The organism is Nocardia sp. XZ_19_369 (assembly GCF_015355715.1).
Lineage (GTDB): Bacteria > Actinomycetota > Actinomycetes > Mycobacteriales > Mycobacteriaceae > Nocardia.
In genome coordinates this window covers 390,501-410,369 of sequence record NZ_JACVED010000003.1, presented here as the reverse complement: position 1 = coordinate 410,369, position 19,869 = coordinate 390,501, and the positions used below count along the sequence as shown (strand labels likewise).

The following is a 19,869-nucleotide window of genomic DNA, read 5'->3' as shown; positions in this document are numbered from 1 at the left end:
GTCAGCCCTCCTGTGTCTCTGCCGGAGCGTCCACCACCGCGGTGGCGGCGCGCCCGGCCTCGGTGCTGGTCGCCGTGGTACCGGCGGATCCGGAGCGACGCGGGCGAGACGGACGCTCGCGGCGCGGACGATCGCGATCGCCTGCCGGAGCGGCCGCGGCGGCGAGCTCACGCTTGCCACCGACGATGTCGCCCTTGTAGATCCAGACCTTCACGCCGATGCGACCGAAGGTGGTCTTGGCCTCGTAGAGGCCGTAGTCGATGTCGGCGCGCAGCGTGTGCAGCGGCACCCGACCCTCGCGGTAGAACTCCGAGCGCGACATTTCGGCGCCACCGAGGCGGCCCGAGCACTGCACACGGATGCCCTTGACGTTCGGCGAACGCATGGCCGACTGGATGGCCTTACGCATCGCACGACGGAACGCCACGCGGTTGGACAGCTGCTCGGCCACGGCCTGAGCAACGAGCTGCGCATCCGATTCGGGGTTCTTGACCTCGAGGATGTTCAGCTGCACCTGCTTCTTGGTGAGCTTCTCCAGCTCGGCCCGGATGCGATCGGCCTCGGCGCCACGGCGGCCGATGACGATGCCCGGACGAGCGGTGTGGATGTCGACGCGAACCCGATCACGGGTGCGCTCGATCTCCACCTTGGAGATGCCCGCCCGCTCCATGCCGGTGGCGAGGAGCTTACGGATGGCGACATCTTCCTTGACGTAGTCCGCGTACTGCTTGTCCGCGTACCAACGCGACTTCCAGTCGGTGGTGATACCGAGGCGGAAGCCATGGGGATTGATTTTCTGTCCCATTTACTTTGCCCCTCCCTTCCGGCGGTTGCGAGTTGCTCCACCGGCGGTGGGGATGCTCTCGACCTCGATGGTGATGTGGCTGGTGCGCTTGCGGATGCGGAACGCACGACCCTGGGCGCGCGGCTGGAACCGCTTCATGGTCGCACCCTCGTCGACGTAGGCCGTCGAGATGACCAGGGTGGCCGGGTTCAGGCCGAGGTTGTTCTCGGCGTTCGCCGCGGCACTGGCCACGACCTTGGCAACTGGCTCGCTCGCGGCCTGGGGCGCGAACTTCAGGATCGCCAGGGCATCCTCGACTCGCTTGCCGCGGACCAGGTCCACGACGCGACGAGCCTTCATCGGGGTCACGCGAACGTGCTTGGCCGTCGCGCGTGCAGTCGGATTCTGAGTGTCAGTCGTCATCGCCGCTTGCTCTTCCGGTCGTCCTTGATGTGGCTCTTGAACGTCCTGGTCGGCGCGAACTCACCGAGCTTGTGCCCGACCATGTTGTCCGAGACGAACACCGGCACATGCTTGCGACCGTCATGGACGGCGAAGGTGTGGCCGATGAAATCGGGGATGATGGTCGAACGACGCGACCAGGTCTTGATGACCTGCTTCGTGCCCTTTTCGTTCTGCACGTCCACCTTCGCGAGGAGGTGGTCGTCGACGAACGGGCCTTTCTTGAGGCTGCGTGGCATTTCTTACCTCCTCCTTCAGCGCTTGTTCTTGCCGGACTTGCGGCGGCGGACGATGAGCTTGTCGCTCGGGCGGTTGGGCTTGCGGGTACGGCCTTCCGGCTGTCCCCACGGCGAGACCGGGTGGCGACCACCGGAGGTCTTACCTTCACCACCACCGTGCGGGTGGTCGACCGGGTTCATCACGACACCACGGACGGTGGGGCGACGGCCCTTCCAGCGCATACGGCCGGCCTTGCCCCAGTTGATGTTCGACTGCTCGGCGTTGCCGACCTCGCCGACGGTGGCGCGGCAGCGCACGTCGACGCGGCGGATTTCGCCGGAGGGCATACGCAGCGTGGCGTAGGAGCCTTCCTTACCGAGCAGCTGGATGCTGGATCCGGCCGAACGGGCCATCTTCGCGCCGCCGCCCGGACGCAGCTCCACCGCATGGATGGTGGTACCGGTCGGGATGTTGCGCAGCGGCAGGTTGTTACCCGGCTTGATGTCGGCCGTGGGGCCGGACTCGATCGGGGTGCCCTGCGCGATGCCCTTGGGCGCGATGATGTAGCGCTTCTCGCCGTCCACGAAGTGCAGCAGCGCGATGTTCGCGGTGCGGTTCGGGTCGTACTCGATGTGCGCGACCTTGGCCGGGATGCCGTCCTTGTCCAGTCGACGGAAGTCGATCAGACGGTAGGCCCGCTTGTGGCCGCCACCGCGGTGCCGGGTGGTGATGCGACCGTGCGCATTACGACCACCCTTGCTGTGCAGCGGACGGATCAGCGACTTCTCGGGGGTCGACCGAGTGATCTCAGCGAAGTCCGAAACGGACGACCCGCGGCGACCCGGGGTTGTCGGCTTGTACTTACGAATTGCCATGAGTTCTTCTCTTCTTTCTGGAGTCCCAGGCGCTTACGCGACCGGGCCTCCGAAGATCTCGATGGGCTTGCTGTCGGCCGAGATGGTCACGAGCGCGCGCTTAGTGTTCTTGCGCTTGCCGTAACCGAAGCGGGTCCGCTTGCGCTTGCCCTGACGGTTGGCGGTGTTGACGCTGGTAACCGTGACACCGAAGACCTTCTCGACGGCGATCTTGATCTGCGTCTTGTTGGAATCCGGGTGCACGATGAAGGTGTAGGTGCCTTCCTCGATGAGTCCGTAGGACTTCTCCGAGATGACCGGCGCCAGCAGGATGTCGCGGGGGTCGGCGATGGTGGTCACTTGCTCTCCTCCTGTGCCGCCTCGGCGGGGCCGTGCACGAAGGCGTTGAGAGCCTCCACGCTGAACACGACCTCGTCGCTTTCCAGCACGTCATAGGTGTTGAGCTGGTCCGGCGCGATCGGGTGCACGAACTCGAGGTTCTGCACGCTCTTCCAGGCCGCGATGTCCTCACGTCCGAGGACGAGGAGGAACTTCTTGCGGTCCGACAGCTCCGCGAGGAAGCTCTTGGCCGTCTTGGTCGACGGGTCCTGCCCGGCAACCAGTTCGGTGATCACGTGGATGCGCTCGTTACGCGCCCGGTCCGAAAGTGCTCCACGCAGTGCGGCGCGGATCATCTTCTTGGGGGTGCGCTGGCTGTAGTCGCGCGGCTGCGGGCCGTGCACGACGCCACCACCGGTGAACTGGGGCGCGCGGGTCGAGCCCTGACGGGCGCGGCCGGTGCCCTTCTGCCGGTACGGCTTCTTGCCACCACCGCGGACTTCACCGCGGGTCTTGGTGGAGTGGGTGCCCTGGCGGGCCGCGGCCAGCTGCGCGATGACCACCTGGTGCATCAGCGAGATGTTCGCGGTCGCGTCGAAGATCTCCGCGGGGAGATCGACGGTGCCATTGGTCTTGCCGCCCAGTTCCTTGACCGGCAGGGTCAGGTTGGCCTTCTTTTCGAGGCTGGTCATGCGTGCGCACCACCCTTCACTGCGCTCTTGACGATCACGACATTGCCGCGACGACCCGGGATCGCTCCCTTGATCAGCAGCAGGCCGTTTTCGGCGTCGACCTTGTGAACCGAGAGGTTCTGCGTGGTGACGCGGTCATTACCCATGCGGCCCGACATGCGCATGCCCTTGAACACGCGGCCGGGGGTGGCGCAGCCACCGATGGAGCCGGGGCGACGGTGCACAGCCTGCGCACCGTGCGAAGCGCCCTGACCGGCGAAGCCGTGACGCTTCATGGTGCCGGCGAAGCCCTTGCCCTTGCTGGTACCCGTCACGTCGACGTAGGTGCCCTCTTCGAAGACGTCGGCGTTGATCTCCTGGCCGACCTCGAAGGTGGACGCGTCGGCGACGCGGATCTCGGCAACGTGGCGACGCGGGGTGACACCGGCCTTGGTGAACTGGCCGGAGACCGGCTTGTTCACCTTGCGCGGGTCGATGGCGCCGAAGGCAACCTGGACGGCGCTGTAGCCGTCGCGTTCCACGGTGCGGATCTGGGTGATCACGTTCGGTCCGGCCTTGATGACGGTCACGGGAACGACGCGATTCTTCTCGTCGAACACCTGGGTCATCCCGAGCTTGGTGCCGAGGATGCCCGCCGCGGGCCTGTTCTTGTTGTCAGTCATATCTCCAGTCCCCGTCACTGAATGTTGACGTCGACGCTGGCCGGGAGGTCGATGCGCATGAGCGCGTCGACCGTCTTCGGCGTCGGGTCGAGGATGTCGATAAGCCGCTTGTGCGTACGCATCTCGAAGTGCTCGCGCGAGTCCTTGTACTTGTGCGGCGAACGGATGACGCAGTACACGTTCTTCTCGGTCGGCAACGGCACCGGCCCGACGACACGGGCCCCAGTGCGGGTCACCGTCTCAACGATCTTGCGCGCTGACGCGTCGATCGCCTCGTGGTCGTAGGCCTTGAGCCTGATGCGGATCTTCTGTCCCGCCACGCTAAGTGTCCTTTTCTCCGCTTATACCTTCGTGATCCGGAAGCTGGCTTCCGTACCACCCTCAATTTGCACAGCCCGAACACACGAAGACGTCTCACGTGAGACCACGACCGAGCACGCATGCTTCGGTCCTCGCCGCTGTTCATCTGTCATGGTTCTCCGGTCCACGCGGTCGGGCGTGTCGCCCATCCGCTCATTCTTCGGCACTGGATCGAACTTCATCTCAGGCCTGGAATCGTGTTCCCGGACGTACCCACACCGGATGAACCGGTGAGGTACACGATTGGTACTGCTCGCCTTCCCTAGCCATCCCGTCTCAACTCGGAAACAGGCACGGCCCGGTGCAAGGCAACCCGAACAGTATGCCCGACGCGCTCGGCTACTTCAAATCCGGCCCTCGCGAACGGCTCCGCCCAGGTCATCGGCGTGCCGGCAAGGCAACCAGAGCGGCGGCCGTGCCGATTCCGAGGAACCGGCACGGCCGCCGCCGTTCGTTTTTTCGAAGATCCGACCCCACCCCGCCGGAGGCCGATCAGGTCAGCGCAGCACCTGGACGATCACATACTTCGAGTTGTCGTAGAGCGCCGGATCGACCACGGCGATCGCGATCGAACCACTGCGCGTGTTGGCCGCCTCCGCGGTGACGCCCGCGAACTCGAGGTCGTCGCTGTACTGGATGCCGTCGATCAGCTCGCCGCCCTGATAGACGGACTCCTCGTCGAGGTAGAACAGCCCGTCGGTGGTCAGCGGACCGTTCAGCACGCCCATGAGCGGACTGCGCTGCAACGCGACCGTCTCGTTGTGATCGAGTTCGAGGCCGAGATAGATGCCGTCCTGCGGCGCGATGACCGGAGTGACGGCGGCGGCCTGGCCCGCCCCTGCGGTTGTCGCGAGGACAGCGCCGCCCAGCGCGATACCCAGCGTGGCGGCGATTGTGCGAATACCCATGCTCGAGAACTCCCGGTTCCCCTCTACGCCAACAGAAATGGCGTCGGCCCCCAGTTTCGTCACCGATCGACGCAACGGATCAACATAGCAATTCGGACAGGCGACCAGATAGCCCCCGAGCCCGCTGCCACCGTGATTTGGGGCACACTCGACAGACCGAACTTACTCCGCAGTAAGATGAGCCCCATGACGAAAGCGACCGCGACCTACCGCAGCTGGCAGAAACTGCCGGACAATCGGCTCGGCCACACGCTGTTCTCGCTGGGCATGGTGGCGCGGGTGCCGTATTTCGGCACGGTGCTGCCGAGCGTGGTGCGACTCGAGCCGGGCCTGTGCGAGGTGACCTCGCCGAAGTGGTTCGGCATCCACAACCATCTCGGCACCTACCACGCCATCGCCGCCTGCAACCTGGCCGAGGTGGCCATGGGCATGCTGAGCGAGGCGACCGTGCCGGAGACGCACCGCTGGATCCCGAAGGCGATGAACGTGCAGTACCTGGCCAAGGCCGAGACCGGCCTGCGGGCCGTCGCGAAGCTGCCGGAGGTGCCCGACTTCGCGGCGATCACCGAGGGCCGGGACCTGATCATTCCGGTGTCGGTCTACGACAAGCACGGCCTCGAGGTCGTGCACGCCGACATCACCACCTGGATCACGCCGAAGTAGTCGCACCTGTTCTCAGCAAGGCAGCGGGCGGTTGTCGTTCGCCAGTGCGCCGAGCACCGCTGCGGCCGCACGCGGATCCCCCAGCAGCCCACTGTGATTGGCGATGTCGGTCGGGCAGCCGTCCTGCAGCCAGATATTGCGGTTGTCACCGGTGGGCGCGGTGAGCAGCGCGGTCTCCTGTGGGGTGATGATCTCGTCGGCGCGGGAGGCGAGGGCCGTGTACCGGACACCGGGCACGGTCTCGCCTCCCGCGTTCAGCCGGTTCAGCAGCGGTGACCCAACCACCTGCTGCTGACCCGGAGTTCCGAAGACCTGGGCGGCGATCTGCGCGTTCTCCAGACCTATCGAGGCCAGGTCGGGGTAGTTGTCGCGGAGTCCGGCCCAGGTCGAGCCCCGGTACGGGGTACCGAGCGTGATCACCTGGGTCACCGCGGCCGGGCCGTGCGAGCGCAGGTACTGACGGATCACATTGCCACCGGTGGAGTGACCGACCAGCGCCACCTGCTGCGCGCCGGTGGCCTTCTGCACGGCCTGCACGACGTCGCTCAACTCGGTCGCCATCCGATCGATGTCGGCGACGCCGTAGATGGTGCGGCCGAGCACCGCGGCGCCGACCGGGCCGATACCCACTGCGCTGGAACCGGCTTGGCCGCTGACCACATCACGCAGGCCCGGGGTGGGGCCGAGATTCGCCGCGAAGACACAGTGACCCTCGGCCCGCAGCAGCGGTGCCAGCATCGCGAAACTGTTGGCCGCGTCGGTGCCCGAACCGTGTACGAGCACGACCGGCTGCGGGTGCACCGCCAACGGACGGCAGGCCCAGTCGTTGGCGCCGGCGAAGGCCGGGATCGGCGGGGCGGCCGCCGCGGCGGGCGCGTGCCATACCGCCGCGCAGGCGGCAGCGAACATCAGGCCGGCGATCCGCGCGGCCTGTTTGCGAATCCACATCTCAAATTCCCAACGGAGCAGACAGCGCGGGCCACGAGTTCTTCAACGCGTCTTCCCAATATCCCCAGGAATGGGTGCCGTCCGGGTGAATGTCGTACGTTGCCGGAATACCGAGCGTATTCAAGCGGGTCTGCATATTGCGTGAGCAGTAATTGGTGGCCGCCTCGATGGCGCCGCCCTTGATGAGCTGGGCCGCGATACCGTCGACGCCGGGCAGCGAATACTTGCCGTTCAATTCGTCGTATTTTCCGGGGATGCCGCCGCCGCTGGAAATATAGATGGACTTGCCGCGCAGACCCTCGGCCTGCACGTACGGGTCGTTGGCCGCCCAGCGCGGGTCGTTGGCCGCGCCGTACATGTTGGCCAGCTTCGCCCAGCCCCAGGTCTCCACGGTGAGCTTCATGAACTCCTGGCCGACCGGGTCGCTGATCTGCGCGCAGCCGCTGTAGGCGGCGACGCTGGAGTAGAGGTCGCCGGTGGTCGCGGCGAGCGCGAGCGTGGTGGTGCCCGCCATCGAGAGGCCCGCGATGGCATTGCGCCCGCTGGTCGCCAGATATTTATCGATGAGGGGCGGCAATTCGCGCGTCAGAAAGGTCTTCCACTTCTGCTTGCCCAGGCGCGGATCGTCGTTGATCCAATCCGCGTAGTAGCTGAACATGCCGCCGATCGGCGAGACCACGTGCACATTCTTGTCCGAAAGGAACTGCAGCGCATCGGTTTCCGTCTCCCAGGTGACGCCGTCCTCGCCGCCGCCCGCACCCTGCAACAGGTACAGCACCGGCCGCGGCACGCTGGTGTCGGCCGCCCGCTGGGTCTCCACCTGGATATCGCGCTCCATGGCCGCCGAGTGAATTGTCAAGGTGAGCTTTCGCGCATCATGCTCTTGCACCGCAACAATTGCGGACTCCGCGGGCGCACCGTGCGCCGACGCCGGCATAACCGCGAATACAGCCGCACCGGCTGTGACCGCGAGCACACCAAGCCTACGGAGGGTATTGCCACTCATGATTCCCCTTCTCCTGAACGCGGAAACCACCCGCGTCCGGCACCGAGACTACGGTGTGACACAGCACTTTTTCATCACTGAAGTTGCTGGGCCACCAATTCTGGGGGCACCGTGAAAAGCAATTCTCGGACCGCACGCATTCACCGTGTTCGGTTTAATGCGAGACCCGATTTCCGGGGGCTCGATGTGCGCGGACAGTTGCGTCGGCCCGGCCGCAGCGGATTGAATGCCCTCATGGGTGTCAGCGCGGTCCGAGATGTCGACGTGTGCGTGGTCGGGCTCGGTCCGACCGGCCGGGCGCTGGCGCATCGTGCGCTGCGCGCCGGGCTCAGCGTGACCGCGGTCGATCCGCGGCCCGATCGGCTGTGGCCGCCCACCTATTCCTGCTGGGTCGACGAACTGCCGGACTGGCTGCCCGCGAGCGCGATCGCCAGCACGATTCCGCAGCCCACCGTCTGGACAAAAACGGCGCTCCGCATCGATCGCCCTTACTGCGTGCTGTCGAAAACGGGCCTGCGCGAGGCGCTCCCGCTCGACGAGGCCACCGTGCTGGCGGGCCGCGCCACCCAGGTCGACGCGCACGTCGTCACCCTCGCCGACGGGACGTCGGTGACCGCTGCGACGGTTTTCGACACCCGCGGCCTGCCCACGCTCGGCCGGCGCCGGGCCGCTAGCGCGCACGGCATCTTCGTCGCCGCCGAGACGGCCGCGCCGATGGTCGAGGAGGGCGAGGGGCTGCTGCTGGACTGGCGTCCGGAGAACGGCGCGGGGCCCGACGAGCCGCCGTCGTTCCTCTACTCCGTGCCGCTCGGCGACGGCACGGTGATCTTCGAGGAGACCAGCCTCGGCCTGCGCGGTGGCATGCCGCAGCACGAACTGCGCAAACGGACCCTGAATCGGCTTGCCGCGCACGGCATTCGGCTCACCGGCACGGAACCGACCGAGGCCGCGCACTATCCGCTCGATCAGCGGCCGCCGAAAAAGGGCGTCGCCCAGGCTGTTCCGTTCGGATCACGCGGCGGCATGATGCATCCCTGCACCGGCTACAGCGTCGCCGACTCGCTGGCACTGGTGGACACCGCGATCACCGCGCTACAGCAGGGCCGCGACCCGATCGCCGAACTGTGGCCGCCCCGCGCCCGATTGGTGTACTGGATGCGGATGCGCGGCTTATGGGGACTCGGCCGGCTGACCACCGAGCAGTCCATCGCCATGTTCGACGCGTTCTTCAACGCCTCACCGCGCGGACAGCGCGCCCTGCTGTCCGCCCACGACGACTACACCGCGCTCGGCGCGGTCCTGTTCAACACCGTCGCGCACACCTGGCCGTTCCACTGGCGCTACGACCTGGTCGGCTGGACCCACCGCAATCGCTGGCTCGACTACGACTTCGATCAGGCGCCGGTCTCGGCCGCCCGTCGATAACCGCGCACCGCGGGGTAGGCGAACACCAAGATCAGGCCCAGCGTCCACAACACGGTCTTCATCAGCGGCTCGGCGACCGGTCCGCCGTAGGACAGGCCGCGCATCGCGTCGATCGCACAGCTCATCGGCTGGTTCTGGATCGTCGACTGCAACCAGATCGGATAGGCGAACGCCGGTGCGAAGCCGGTGTTGAAGAACATCAGCAGCGTGTTGATGATGCCGATGATGTTCACCAGCATCACACCCTCGGTGACGGTGGCCAGCGCGGTGACGAGCACGGCGAAGGCGACACCGAACAGCACCGGAATGCCGATCAGGGCAAGGCCGGCGAGCGGGCCCTGGTTGAACCGGAAGCCGAGCAGCAGCCCGACGCCGACGACGAACAGGGTGGTGACCAATACCCGCACCGCTTCGGCCAGCAGGCGTCCGGTCAGCCCCGCCGCCCGATGGATCGGCATGGTCCAGAACCGGCCGAGCAGGCCGGACATCTTCTCGCCCTTGAAACCGAGCGCACTCACCACCGCGCCGGACATCGCCGCGACCAGCGTGAGCAACGCCATCTGCGCGTAGATGCTCGGCTGGCCGGTGTAGTTGGTGATCGACTTGCCGAGCACGATCTTGAACATCAGCAGCGTGAGCGCCGGGTACACCAGCGTCTGGATCGTGGTCGCGGGATCACGCGCCCAGACCAGCAGCAGACGCTTGCACTGGATCAGGCTGTGCGTGAACCAATTGCGCAGCGAGTTCTCGGGTGTCGCCGCGACCTCGGGCAGCGGTGTCTTCCAGGAGATCTTGTCGGTCTCCTCGATGGGCGCCATGGTGGCCTCTACCGAACTCATGATCGCCTCACGCTTGCCCAGATCGACAGTGGGATGAACACGAGCGCGAGCCCGATCACCCAGGTCAGCGGTACCCACAACACCTGCCACGTGACACCGCCCGCGGCCATGTCACGCAGTGCGAAGGAGAACTGGGAGATCGGCTGATTGCGCACGAATCCCTGAATCCATTCCGGGAAGCTGCGTTCCGGGACGAACCCGCAGGACAGCATGCCGAAGATCAGCGTGGGCAGGGTCAGTGCCTGGCTCAGCGATTCCGGGCTCTTGGTCAAACTGCCGAGGGCGTCGGCGCCGAGCGCCAGCGTGGTGCCGACCGCCAACGAGAACACACAGAACAACACCGCCTGCCCGAAGCCCGCGACGAAGCGGAAGCCGATCAGGTGGCCGAAGATGACGGCGGCGGTCAGCGAGGTGACCGAGCGAACCAGCCCGGCGGCGATCCGCGCCGACAACGGCACCAGCATGCCGATCGGCATCGTCTGCATTCGGGTACTCAGCCCGGTCAACGCCTCGAACGCCGCCAGCTGGGCGTTCGACATCATCGTGAAGGCCATGGTCTGCAGCACGATGATCGGCATGACGTACTGGGCGTAGTCGATGCCCTGGAACTTCATCACCAAGCGCAGCGGAAAGTAGAACCCGAGCGTGAACACCAAGGGCGTCACCACCGCGACGATCAGCTCGCCCTTGGTGGCCATGGTCCAGACGATCCGGCCGGACAGCGCGCGCCACTGCGCGAACGAGGACAGTCGAGCCTTGGGTAGGTCCGCGAACAGTGCGGCCGCGTCCGCGGCCCGATCGGGGGCAGTAGCCGTCGTCACGCCGTCCCACCCGAACGTCCGGTGATGGACAGGAAGACGTCGTCGAGCGAGGGTCGGCGCAGCGCGATGTCGGCCAGGTCGATGCCCGCGCTGTCGAGGCGACGCAGTGCCTCGGTGAGCGTGGCCGCACCCTCGGGGGCCGGGATGGAGAGCCGGTCGCCGCCGTTGATGTCGGCGAGTACCGCGGCGGGCACCAGGTCGCCGAGGGCATCGGCGGTCGGGCGCAGCTGCGTCGGGTCCAGCGGGACCACCTCGCAGTAGCTGCCGCCGGTCTTCTCCTTGAGTTCGTCGGCGGTGCCCTCGGCGATCACCGTGCCCTTGTCGATGACGATGATGTTGTCGCTGAGCACGTCGGCTTCCTCGAGGTACTGCGTGGTCAGCAGGACCGTGATGCCTTGGGCCTTCAGCGCGTTCACCAGATCCCACACGCCCTGACGGCTGCGCGGGTCCAGGCCGGTGGTCGGCTCGTCGAGGAACACCACCTCCGGTCGCACCACCAGGCCGCACGCGATGTCGACCCGGCGGCGCATGCCACCGGAGTAGTGGCGCACCGCCCGGCGGCCCGCGCTCACCAGGTCGAACTCCTCGAGCAGGGTGTCGGCGCGCTTACGGGCGGTGCTCTTGGTCAGACCCATCAGGCGACCGAAGAGTTCCAGGTTCTCCCGGCCGGAGAGGTTCTCGTCGAGAGCGGCGTACTGGCCGGTCATCATGATCGACCGGCGCACCCCCGCCGCGTCCTTGAGCACGTCGTGCCCGGCGACCACGGCGGTGCCGGAGTCCGGGCGCAGCAGCGTGGACAGGATCTTCACCATCGTCGTCTTGCCCGCACCGTTCGGGCCGAGGATGCCGAGGACGGAGGCGCGGTCGGCAACGAAGCTGACCCCCTGCAGTGCATGCACATCGCCGAACGACTTCCGGACGTCCGTCACCCGGACCGCTGGCTCACTGGCATGCAGATCTGCTTGGTTCAAGCTCGGCATCAACTCTCCACTATCGGCAATTGCGACGACTCGGGGGCCGCCGGAGCGCGCGCGTATACGTCCCGATGAATGATCCGTAGCGCTTGGCGTGATGTTACCGGCATGCAGGATTCACACCGGGTCGCCCGCGCGGTACCCAACAGGACCGCCGATTAATTGTGTCCTTACTCACACTCGCCGATATCCGTCCGGCGCGGCGCAGATCGGCGCTGGTGGACCGTGTCAAGGGCAGCGTGGCGGCAGCGGACGAGCCTTGTCGGCCCGGCGCGGCGACCATAGTCTGCTAATCGGGGGAACACTCACTCGTCCGCGGCGGCCGCTCCACCGGTGGCCCGCACGCCGATTTCGACACTGCGAGAGGTGATCATGGCCGAGTCCGCGCAGCCACGAGTGGCGGCGCAGCCGGGAGGATCTGGCCGATCGAACGTGCTGACGTCCTACGACCCGCGCACCGGCGAGACCGTCGGCAACTACGCCGTCATGGGCGCCGGGGAAATCAATCGCACCGTGCGTGGTGCCCGTTCGGCCGAAAAATGGTGGGCCGAACTGGGATTCAGCGGACGCAAGCGCTGGCTGCTCGACTGGAAACGCGACATCACCCGCCGCGCAGGCGAATTGGCCGAGATCCTGTCCGAGGAGACCGGAAAGCCGGAGGCGGACGCCGCGATCGAGGTGATGCTCGCCGTCGAGAACCTGGACTGGGCGGCCCGGAACGCGGCGCGCGCACTCGGCAGGCAGAAGCTCGGCTCCACCTGGCTGACCCGCAATCAGCGCGCGTCGGTGGGTTACCTGCCGCTCGGCGTGATCGGGGTGCTCGGCCCGTGGAACAACCCGGTGTTCACGCCGATGGGGTCGATCGCCTACGCGATGGCCGCGGGCAACACCGTGGTGTTCAAGCCGCACGAGCTGACCACCGGCGTCGGCGTCTGGCTGGCCGACAGCTGGACCAGGCTGGCGCCGAATCAGCCGGTGCTGCAAGTGGTTACCGGCGATCAGGCGACCGGCGCCGCGCTGTGCCGGGCCAAGGTGGACAAGATCGCCTATGCCGGTTCGGAGTCCGGCGCGCGCGAGGTGATCGCGCTGTGTACCCAGACGATGACGCCGGTGGTCGTGGAGCGCAGCGGCAAGGGCAGCATGATCGTGCACGTCGACGCGAAGCTCGACGACGCCGCCGAGGCCGCGGTGTTCGGCGCGATGGCCAATGCCGGGCAGAACGCCACCGGCATCCAGCGGGCCTACGTCGCGGAGTCGGTGTACGACCGATTCCTGGAGCTCGTCGTCGCCCAGGCGGTCAAGTTACGGCCCGGCGCGGACAAGCGCGCGTCGTACGGTCCGATGATCCTGGAGTCGCAGGTCGAGGTGGTGCGCAAGCAGGTTCGCGACGCGCTGGCCCGCGGCGGTCGCGCGGTGGTCGGCGGACTGGATTCGATCCGCGAGCCGTATATCGAACCCGTCGTGCTCGCCGAGGTGCCCGAGGAGAGCCTGGCGATCACCGGCGAGGGCATCGGGCCGGTGCTGGTGGTGAACAAGGTGACCAGCATGGCGGAGGCCGCCCAGCGCATCAACGCCGTGGGCAACGATGTCGCGGTCTCGGTCTTCACCAGGGACGTGCACGAGATCGAGACCTTCGCCGAGCACCTGCGCGTCGGCGTGGTCACCATCAACTCCTCGACCGCCTACGCGGGCATCCCCGCGCTGCCCTTCGGCGGCGTCGGCGAGTACGGGCAGGGGCACAGTCACGGCGATCAGGGGCTGCGGGAGTTCAGCCACACCCTGGCCATTGCCCGCAAGCGCTATCAGGCGCCGGTCAACCTGTCGACGTTCGACCGTCACCCACGCCATCTGCGTTTGGCCAGAACCATCTTCCGCATTCGGCACGGTCGCCGCGCCTGAATTTCCGCACACTGCTCGGCTTTCCGTACAGCGACTCGGTGTGCGGAAAGCCGGGTTACGCCTCGGAACCGAGCAGGACCGCTTGCATCAAGGCGGTCACCCGGGCCAATTGCGCAGGGCGGGAGTCGAACCGGAGCAGACGACCGACGTCGATCACCTGACCGATGGCGGCGTGCACCCGGAACCGAGCCTCGACCGGATCACCGTCGAGCAGGTTGGCCCATTCCAGCACGTTCTGGCGTTGAATGGCGCGCAGCTTGTGCTGCTCGGCCTGCGGCAGATTGCTGAACTCGGCGTAGTACACCGGCATGATCTCCGGCATCGCGAAGGTCAGGCGGGCCTGCCGCTCGGCGATCCGGCGCACCGCGTCCTCGCGGCTGGTGGCCTCGGCCAGTGCCTCGGTGATCGCGAGGGCGACCCGATCGCCGGTCCGATAGAACGCGGCGGCGAGCAGGTCGGACTTGCTGGCGAAGTAGCGGTACACGCTGGAGGCGTTGATGCCGACGGCCGCGCCGATCTCCTCGATGCTCGCCTCGTGATAGCCCTGCCTGCCGAAGATCCGGATCGCCTCGGTGAGCAGTTGTTCGCGCTTCGAGGACACCGGCAGGCCCCGCGTGACGGGTCCTGGATCCGGCTCCGGCGGGGCGGGCGGCAACTCGGCGCGCAGGATCGCCCACGACATGTCGTGCAACAACGGCAGCAGCCTGGCCCCCGACAACGCACTGCGATGCGCGGAGATGCTGGCGATCGCGCTGAGCACCGCGGCCGCCAACATGGCGACATCCGCGGGTGGCGCCGCCGGACGCAGCAGTGCGATGGGCTCGGCGAGTGTGCCGTTCAAATCGTCGTAGATCTGCCGGATCCGGACTCGATCTTCGCGTTCCAGGTAGCGCCGCTCCCAGCGGTACAGCCCAGCCTCGCGGCGGATCTCGATGGTGTGTTCGCTGATCGCGCGGATCAGTGCGTCCAGCCGCTGCGCCGGCTCCAGTTCCGTGTCGTCCGCGGCGCGGGCCACGTTCAGCAGGTGGCGCGCGCCCTCTTCGGCCGCCGCGACGAGCAAGGCGTACTTGTTCGTGAAATGCCGGTACAGCGCGGGCCCGGAGATCCCCACTTCGGCGGCGATCTCGTCCACGCCGACCGGGTAGTACCCGCGATCACTGAACGCGCGCGCGGCCGCCCGGATGATCTGCACCTTGCGGTCCTTGGGCCTGCGGCGCACGGGGCTCGCCGCGGTCCGACCGCCACCGCCGCCGGAATCGGCATCCGGCCGCGCGGAAGCGAGGCCGACCTCGCTGCGATCCGCGACCATGCACCTCTCCGTTCTCCGGCGGCGCCGCTGGTTGACAGCGCCCGACAATGGAACCTAAGTTAACCACAATTCGCAAAGTTAACCAGTATTCATGGCAGAGTAGCTGCTGAGTTGCAGCGTAGGAGCAGACATGAGTAATTCCGATTCTGCGGCATCAGTCGCGTCCGCCACGCCTGCCACGGGCTTTTCGGCGGTGCACGACGGCAAGGTGCTGCGGGTGACGATCACCAACCCGAAGCGCAAGAACGCCGTCGACTACGACACCATGGTCGCGCTCGGGGACACCTTCGTCGCGGCCGCCGCGGACCGCTCGGTGCGGGTGATCGTGCTGACCGGCGAGGGCGGCGATTTCTGCACCGGCGCCGACCTCTCGGCCACCGCGCGCGAGGCCCAGCGCGGTATCACCCCGGACATGACCATGGACGCCGCGAACCGTCTGGTGAAGGCCATCGTCGACGCCCCGGTCCCGGTGGTCGTCCGCGTCAAGGGCTCGGCGGCGGGCGTCGGCGTGGCCATCGCGTTGGCCGCCGATCTGGTTTATGCCAGCGAGGACGCCTACCTCCTGCTGGCCTTCATCAACATCGGCCTGATGCCCGACGGCGGCGCGGCCGCCATGATCGCCGCCGCCGCGGGCCGCCCCCTCGCCGCGGAGATGGCGCTGCTCGGCGAACGCCTGCCCGCCACCGCCGCGAAGCAGGCCGGCCTGTTCACCGCGGTGGTCCCCGAAGCCGAACTCGACGCGAAGGTCGAGGCCGCCGCCGCCAAACTCGCCGCAGGCCCGCGCCGCGCCCTCGAACTCACCAAGAAGGCCCTCAACCAAGCGACGCTGACCGCCCTCGACACCGCCCTGGCAGCCGAAAAGTCCGGCCAGACCGAACTATTGACCTCCCCCGACTTCATCGAGGGCGCCACCGCGATGCTCACCAAGCGCAAAGCAGTCTTCACCGACTGACCCATCCACACTTCGGACTCCGCTCCGAGCACCGGACGCCACCGAACATCGGATCCCCTCCAGAACAACTGATTTCGCAAGCACATGGGTAACTCCTCGGGCACGGGCCAACCCAACTCACCACCCGACCGCCGGTCGCCGACGCGACATCCAACGCGCACGAGTCCGGCCTGAAGTCCCGGAGCGGCGGCCCGAGCTAGGCTCATCGGCTATGGGCTACCTGGTTACCGGGGCAACTGGGTTCATCGGTCGGTTCCTCATCCCCGAGCTGCTGAAACGCGAGGGTGACATCCACGTACTGGTACGGCCGGGCGCCGAGTCCGCCGACCGGTTCGCCTGCTGTGCCCGCGAGTGGGATGGTGCGGATCGGGTGCTACCGGTGCCCGGCGACCTCGGTGCGCCCGGGCTGGGTATCGACCCGACGTGGCTGGCCGCGCACCGCGGCGCGATCGACCATGTCTTCCATCTGGCGTCCAGCTACGACCTGGCGGAGCGGGCCGACGGTACCCGGCATGTGGTCGATGTCGCCGAAAGCTTGAAAGCCGGTCTGCTCCATCATGTCTCGACGGTGGAGGTGGCCGGCTCGGCCGAGGGCCTGTTCACCGAGGACATGTTCGACGTGGGCCAGGTGTTGACCACGCCGACGCAGCGGGCCAAGTTCGAGGCCGAGCGGATCGTGCGCGCGGCCGCGCTGCCCTGGCGGATCTACCGGCCCTCGATCGTGATCGGTCATTCCCGGACCGGTGAGATCGACCGGATCGACGGCCCCTACTACTTTTTCCGGCTGCTGCGCATGGGTGCGCAGTTGCCGCGCATCCTGCCGGTGCTGGTGCCCAAGCTCGGCGAAACCAACATGGTCCCGGTCGATTTCGTGGCGCGAGCGCTGGATCACACTGCGCACCAACCCGGCTCGGACGCGACGACCTACCATCTGGTCGATCCCCGTAGACAGAGCGTGGCCGAGGCGTTGAACCTGTTCGCCGACGAGGCGGGCGCGCCGCACCTGGTCGAGGTGATGCCCAAGCGCGCGCTCGACATGGTGTTGCAGGTGCCGGGCGCGAGCTGGGTGCTCCCCCGCGTCGGTGTCCCGCAAGATGTGTTGGAGCACAGCGAGTTCAGCTGCTGGTTCGACTGCCGCAACACCACCGCCGCCCTCGCGGGCACCGACATCAAGGTGCCGCCGCTGGCCGGTTATGCGCCGCTGATCTGGAAGTACTGGATCGAGAACTGGGTCTGACGATCGGACCCCGAATGCCCCGGCGGCCGTACTGCTTTCAGGCGCCGGTGAGCGTCAGATAGATCAGCGCGACATTGAGTGCCGAGATGATGGCGGCGATCAGCCAGGCCAGTGCGGTGGTGACCCGATGGTTGACGTCGTTGCCCATCAGGACTCGATCGCTGGTGAATCGCACCAGCGGGATCAGCGCGAATGGGATACCGAACGACAACACCACCTGGGAAATGATCAGTGCCCGAGTCGGATCGATGCCGACGGCCAGGATCACCAGGGCGGGGATCAAGGTGACCAGGCGGCGCACCATCAGCGGGACCTGCTTGCGCAGCAGGCCCTGCATGATCATCGCGCCCGCGTAGGCGCCGACCGAGGTCGAGGCCAGTCCGGAGGCGAGCAGGCCGATGGCCAGCAGCAGCGCCGCGACCGGTCCGAGCGCGTCGCCGACGGCGGTGTGCGCGTCCTGCAGCGTCTCGATTTCCCGGTCGCGCAGCGTATTCGCCGCCATCAGCAGCATGGCCAGGTTCACCGTGCCCGCCAGCACCATGGCCAGTGCGACGTCCACTTTGGTGATCTTGAGCAGCCGCACCCGCAGCGGCCCGGGCGCCGGATGTCCGTGCCGGTCCCTGGCCAGGCCCGAATGCAGGTACACCGCATGCGGCATCACCGTCGCGCCGATCATGGCCGCGGCGAGCAGCACGCTCTCGGCGCCCTGGAACCTGGGCACCAGTCCGCCGAGGGTGCCGCCGACCGAGGGCGGTGAGATGAACACGCTGGCCAGGAAGCCGATGGCGATGACGGCGAGCAGCCCGGTGATCACCCGCTCGAACGGCCGCTGCCCGCGCCGGTCCTGCACCAGCAGCAGGCCCATCGACACCACGCCGGTGATCACGCCACCGACCAGCAGCGGCAGCTGGAACAACAGGTTGAGTGCGATCGCGCCGCCGACCACCTCGGCCAGATCGGTGGCCATGGCGACGGTCTCGGCCTGCCCCCAGTAGCCGAGCCGGGTCCACTTGCCCGACCGCTCCCGCACCGCCTCCGGCAGCGACATGCCGGTGACCAATCCCAGCTTGGCGGAGAGGAATTGGACGAGACCGGCCATCACGTTGGCCATCACGATGACCCACACGAGCAGATACCCGAACTGCGCGCCCGCGCTGATATTCGACGCCACATTGCCGGGGTCCACATAGGCGATCGCCGCCACGAAGGCCGGCCCCAGCAGGAGGCTGGCCGCACGGGCCCGCTGGGACACAGACTTAGCGGACTCGACCATCGTTGCACTCACGGAACAGAATTTTACGGGTTCCCAAACTTTTTGGTTAGCCCTACCCCTGAAAGCCGACCGCCTGGTCATACCCGAAGGTATAACCAGGCGGTCAGTCCGTATTCAGTTGGTGAAGCGGAGAGCCTCAGATGCCCAGGCCGCGGGCCAGCACCGGCCACGACAGCTGGAATTCGTCGCGCCAGTAGCCCCACGAGTGGGTGCCGCTGTTGCGGAAGTTGTAGGTCGCCGGGATGCCCAGCGAGTCCAGCTTGCCCTTGAGGTTGTTGGTGCAGTAGTTGGTGCCTGCCTCGATCACGCCGCCGATGATGATCTGGTTCGCCAGACCGTAGGCGCCGGGCAGCGCGTACTTGCCGTCGAGGGTGTCGTACTGGCCGGGCAGGCCGTTGCCGGTGGAGATGTAGAGGTCCAGTCCGCGCAGGCCTTCGGCGTGCACGTACGGGTCGTTGGCCACCCACTCCGCCGAACCCTGCGGGCCCCACATGTTGTCGGTGTTGCCGCCGCCCCAGGTCTCGACGGTCAGCTTGACGAACTCCGAGCCGACCGGGTCACTGGTCTGCGCGCAACCGCTGTAGGCCGCGGCCGCCTTGTACAGGCCCGGCTTGGCGATCGGCAGCGCGAGCACGGTGGTGCCCGAGGTGGACAGGCCCGAGATCGCGTTCACGCCGTTGGTGCCGAGCGCGCCGTCGATCAGCGGCGGCAGCTCCTCGGTGAAGAAGGTCTTCCACTTGTTGCGCCCGAGCGCCGGGTCGTCCTTGATCCAGTCGGTGTAGTAGCTCCACTTGCCACCGATCGGCTGCACCACGTTGACGTTCTTGTCCGAAAGGAACTGCAGCGCATCGGTCTTCGCCTGCCAGGAGGCGTCGTCCTGGCCGCCACCCGCGCCGTTGAGCAGGTAGAGGGTCGGGCGCGGCACCGAGGCGTCGGCCGGGCGCTGGACGTCGATGATGACCTTCTGGTCCATCGCCGCCGAGTACACGTACAGCCGGATGTTGCGCGCATCCTTGTACTCGGCCTTGGTGATACGTGATCCGTCCGGGGCGGTCGGGTTGGCGAGCAGACTCTTACCCTCGATGATCGGGTCGGCTGCCGACGCGGTGGTCACGCCGAGACCGGTCATCACTCCCGCAAGGACCGCCGTGGCCGCGATCGCCGCGGCGGCACGTAGGCCGCTGCGCCGGGTCTGTCGACGTATCAATTTCGCACCTTCGCTTCGTCTCGAGATTCCATCTGC

The 19,869-nt window shown here is 67.1% G+C and carries 22 protein-coding genes; 5 read left to right on the top strand and 17 right to left on the bottom strand.

Going from position 1 to position 19,869, the window contains the following annotated elements:
- Nucleotide 1: 1 nt before the first annotated feature.
- The 9 genes from rpsC to IBX18_RS13375 all read right to left on the bottom strand — a co-directional run bounded on the left by rpsC (nt 2) and on the right by IBX18_RS13375 (nt 5,280).
- Nucleotides 2–805 carry a 30S ribosomal protein S3 gene (rpsC, locus tag IBX18_RS13415; protein WP_107654116.1) on the bottom strand — a complete coding sequence of 268 codons (804 nt, stop codon included), beginning with the start codon at nt 803–805 and terminating at the stop codon, nt 2–4.
- Nucleotides 806–1,207: a 50S ribosomal protein L22 gene (gene rplV / locus IBX18_RS13410; protein WP_107654115.1), complete on the bottom strand. Its 402-nt coding sequence runs from the start codon at nt 1,205–1,207 to the stop codon at nt 806–808. It abuts the gene before it with no gap.
- A complete protein-coding gene (rpsS, locus tag IBX18_RS13405; protein ID WP_107654114.1) occupies nt 1,204–1,485 on the bottom strand; it encodes a 30S ribosomal protein S19 in 282 nt (93 codons plus the stop codon). Before rpsS ends, rplV begins: the two co-directional genes overlap by 4 nt.
- A gap of 15 nt (nt 1,486–1,500) precedes the next feature.
- Entirely contained in the window at nt 1,501–2,340 is an 840-nt protein-coding gene (rplB, locus tag IBX18_RS13400; protein WP_107654113.1) for a 50S ribosomal protein L2, read from the bottom strand.
- Nucleotides 2,341–2,373: 33 nt separating this feature from the next.
- Nucleotides 2,374–2,679 (bottom strand): 50S ribosomal protein L23, encoded by a 306-nt coding sequence (rplW, locus tag IBX18_RS13395; protein WP_040731336.1) that lies wholly within the window; start codon nt 2,677–2,679, stop codon nt 2,374–2,376.
- Entirely contained in the window at nt 2,676–3,350 is a 675-nt protein-coding gene (gene rplD, locus IBX18_RS13390; RefSeq protein ID WP_107654112.1) for a 50S ribosomal protein L4, read from the bottom strand. Before rplD ends, rplW begins: the two co-directional genes overlap by 4 nt.
- On the bottom strand, nt 3,347–4,012 hold the full coding sequence (rplC, locus tag IBX18_RS13385) for a 50S ribosomal protein L3 (RefSeq protein WP_194834021.1): 666 nt from the start codon (nt 4,010–4,012) through the stop codon (nt 3,347–3,349). Before rplC ends, rplD begins: the two co-directional genes overlap by 4 nt.
- 14 nt (nt 4,013–4,026) lie before the next feature.
- Nucleotides 4,027–4,332, bottom strand: coding sequence for a 30S ribosomal protein S10 (gene rpsJ, locus IBX18_RS13380; protein ID WP_003938093.1), 306 nt, complete (start codon nt 4,330–4,332; stop codon nt 4,027–4,029).
- Nucleotides 4,333–4,869: 537 nt separating this feature from the next.
- Nucleotides 4,870–5,280 carry a hypothetical protein gene (locus IBX18_RS13375; protein WP_194834020.1) on the bottom strand — a complete coding sequence of 137 codons (411 nt, stop codon included), beginning with the start codon at nt 5,278–5,280 and terminating at the stop codon, nt 4,870–4,872.
- 186 nt (nt 5,281–5,466) lie between these two features.
- Here IBX18_RS13375 and IBX18_RS13370 point away from each other — a divergent pair, with 186 nt between their 5' ends.
- Entirely contained in the window at nt 5,467–5,943 is a 477-nt protein-coding gene (locus IBX18_RS13370; protein ID WP_135234760.1) for a hotdog fold domain-containing protein, read from the top strand.
- Nucleotides 5,944–5,955: 12 nt separating this feature from the next.
- On the opposite strand, the gene IBX18_RS13365 is transcribed toward IBX18_RS13370, so the two are convergent.
- Together IBX18_RS13365 and IBX18_RS13360 are read right to left on the bottom strand one after the other, a co-directional pair.
- Complete coding sequence (locus IBX18_RS13365; protein ID WP_194834019.1) at nt 5,956–6,891, bottom strand: triacylglycerol lipase; 936 nt, start codon at nt 6,889–6,891, stop codon at nt 5,956–5,958.
- Nucleotide 6,892: 1 nt separating this feature from the next.
- Nucleotides 6,893–7,897 carry an alpha/beta hydrolase family protein gene (locus tag IBX18_RS13360; protein ID WP_194834018.1) on the bottom strand — a complete coding sequence of 335 codons (1,005 nt, stop codon included), beginning with the start codon at nt 7,895–7,897 and terminating at the stop codon, nt 6,893–6,895.
- Between the two features lie 234 nt (nt 7,898–8,131).
- Between IBX18_RS13360 and IBX18_RS13355 the strand changes: the two genes are divergently transcribed.
- On the top strand, nt 8,132–9,322 hold the full coding sequence (locus IBX18_RS13355) for a lycopene cyclase family protein (protein ID WP_194834017.1): 1,191 nt from the start codon (nt 8,132–8,134) through the stop codon (nt 9,320–9,322).
- On the opposite strand, the gene IBX18_RS13350 is transcribed toward IBX18_RS13355, so the two are convergent.
- The 3 genes from IBX18_RS13350 to IBX18_RS13340 are packed head-to-tail and all read right to left on the bottom strand — an operon-like array spanning nt 9,292 to nt 11,962.
- On the bottom strand, nt 9,292–10,161 hold the full coding sequence (locus tag IBX18_RS13350; protein ID WP_194834016.1) for an ABC transporter permease: 870 nt from the start codon (nt 10,159–10,161) through the stop codon (nt 9,292–9,294). The two genes, IBX18_RS13355 and IBX18_RS13350, sit on opposite strands and share 31 nt — an antisense overlap.
- Entirely contained in the window at nt 10,158–10,982 is an 825-nt protein-coding gene (locus tag IBX18_RS13345; RefSeq protein ID WP_373889187.1) for an ABC transporter permease, read from the bottom strand. Before IBX18_RS13345 ends, IBX18_RS13350 begins: the two co-directional genes overlap by 4 nt.
- A complete protein-coding gene (locus IBX18_RS13340) occupies nt 10,979–11,962 on the bottom strand; it encodes an ATP-binding cassette domain-containing protein (RefSeq protein WP_306796251.1) in 984 nt (327 codons plus the stop codon). Before IBX18_RS13340 ends, IBX18_RS13345 begins: the two co-directional genes overlap by 4 nt.
- A gap of 366 nt (nt 11,963–12,328) precedes the next feature.
- Here IBX18_RS13340 and IBX18_RS13335 point away from each other — a divergent pair, with 366 nt between their 5' ends.
- Complete coding sequence (locus IBX18_RS13335) at nt 12,329–13,855, top strand: aldehyde dehydrogenase family protein (RefSeq protein ID WP_194834015.1); 1,527 nt, start codon at nt 12,329–12,331, stop codon at nt 13,853–13,855.
- Nucleotides 13,856–13,910: 55 nt separating this feature from the next.
- Here the strand turns inward: IBX18_RS13335 and IBX18_RS13330 are convergent, their stop codons facing one another.
- A complete protein-coding gene (locus IBX18_RS13330) occupies nt 13,911–15,164 on the bottom strand; it encodes a TetR/AcrR family transcriptional regulator (protein ID WP_194834014.1) in 1,254 nt (417 codons plus the stop codon).
- Between the two features lie 130 nt (nt 15,165–15,294).
- On the opposite strand from IBX18_RS13330, the gene IBX18_RS13325 reads away from it, so the two are divergent.
- Nucleotides 15,295–16,116: an enoyl-CoA hydratase-related protein gene (locus tag IBX18_RS13325; protein WP_194834013.1), complete on the top strand. Its 822-nt coding sequence runs from the start codon at nt 15,295–15,297 to the stop codon at nt 16,114–16,116.
- A 211-nt stretch (nt 16,117–16,327) separates the two neighbouring features.
- A complete protein-coding gene (locus IBX18_RS13320; RefSeq protein ID WP_194834012.1) occupies nt 16,328–17,353 on the top strand; it encodes an SDR family oxidoreductase in 1,026 nt (341 codons plus the stop codon).
- A gap of 37 nt (nt 17,354–17,390) precedes the next feature.
- Here IBX18_RS13320 and IBX18_RS13315 read toward each other — a convergent pair whose 3' ends face one another.
- Both IBX18_RS13315 and IBX18_RS13310 read right to left on the bottom strand, forming a co-directional pair.
- On the bottom strand, nt 17,391–18,626 hold the full coding sequence (locus IBX18_RS13315; RefSeq protein WP_194834336.1) for an Nramp family divalent metal transporter: 1,236 nt from the start codon (nt 18,624–18,626) through the stop codon (nt 17,391–17,393).
- 136 nt (nt 18,627–18,762) lie between these two features.
- A complete protein-coding gene (locus tag IBX18_RS13310) occupies nt 18,763–19,755 on the bottom strand; it encodes an alpha/beta hydrolase family protein (RefSeq protein WP_107654101.1) in 993 nt (330 codons plus the stop codon).
- Between the last annotated feature and the right edge of the window lie 114 nt (nt 19,756–19,869).

Bases quoted from the DNA above. Each gene is read 5' to 3' on its own strand.
- rpsC (WP_107654116.1), bottom strand. From the start codon at position 805: ATGGGACAGAAAATCAATCCCCATGGCTTCCGCCTCGGTATCACCACC.
- rplV (WP_107654115.1), bottom strand. From the start codon at position 1,207: ATGACGACTGACACTCAGAATCCGACTGCACGCGCGACGGCCAAGCAC.
- rpsS (WP_107654114.1), bottom strand. From the start codon at position 1,485: ATGCCACGCAGCCTCAAGAAAGGCCCGTTCGTCGACGACCACCTCCTC.
- rplB (WP_107654113.1), bottom strand. From the start codon at position 2,340: ATGGCAATTCGTAAGTACAAGCCGACAACCCCGGGTCGCCGCGGGTCG.
- rplD (WP_107654112.1), bottom strand. From the start codon at position 3,350: ATGACCAGCCTCGAAAAGAAGGCCAACCTGACCCTGCCGGTCAAGGAA.
- rplC (WP_194834021.1), bottom strand. From the start codon at position 4,012: ATGACTGACAACAAGAACAGGCCCGCGGCGGGCATCCTCGGCACCAAG.
- IBX18_RS13375 (WP_194834020.1), bottom strand. From the start codon at position 5,280: ATGGGTATTCGCACAATCGCCGCCACGCTGGGTATCGCGCTGGGCGGC.
- IBX18_RS13370 (WP_135234760.1), top strand. From the start codon at position 5,467: ATGACGAAAGCGACCGCGACCTACCGCAGCTGGCAGAAACTGCCGGAC.
- IBX18_RS13365 (WP_194834019.1), bottom strand. From the start codon at position 6,891: ATGTGGATTCGCAAACAGGCCGCGCGGATCGCCGGCCTGATGTTCGCT.
- IBX18_RS13360 (WP_194834018.1), bottom strand. From the start codon at position 7,897: ATGAGTGGCAATACCCTCCGTAGGCTTGGTGTGCTCGCGGTCACAGCC.
- IBX18_RS13355 (WP_194834017.1), top strand. From the start codon at position 8,132: ATGGGTGTCAGCGCGGTCCGAGATGTCGACGTGTGCGTGGTCGGGCTC.
- IBX18_RS13350 (WP_194834016.1), bottom strand. From the start codon at position 10,161: ATGAGTTCGGTAGAGGCCACCATGGCGCCCATCGAGGAGACCGACAAG.
- IBX18_RS13340 (WP_306796251.1), bottom strand. From the start codon at position 11,962: ATGCCGAGCTTGAACCAAGCAGATCTGCATGCCAGTGAGCCAGCGGTC.
- IBX18_RS13335 (WP_194834015.1), top strand. From the start codon at position 12,329: ATGGCCGAGTCCGCGCAGCCACGAGTGGCGGCGCAGCCGGGAGGATCT.
- IBX18_RS13330 (WP_194834014.1), bottom strand. From the start codon at position 15,164: ATGGTCGCGGATCGCAGCGAGGTCGGCCTCGCTTCCGCGCGGCCGGAT.
- IBX18_RS13325 (WP_194834013.1), top strand. From the start codon at position 15,295: ATGAGTAATTCCGATTCTGCGGCATCAGTCGCGTCCGCCACGCCTGCC.
- IBX18_RS13320 (WP_194834012.1), top strand. From the start codon at position 16,328: ATGGGCTACCTGGTTACCGGGGCAACTGGGTTCATCGGTCGGTTCCTC.
- IBX18_RS13315 (WP_194834336.1), bottom strand. From the start codon at position 18,626: ATGGTCGAGTCCGCTAAGTCTGTGTCCCAGCGGGCCCGTGCGGCCAGC.
- IBX18_RS13310 (WP_107654101.1), bottom strand. From the start codon at position 19,755: ATGACCGGTCTCGGCGTGACCACCGCGTCGGCAGCCGACCCGATCATC.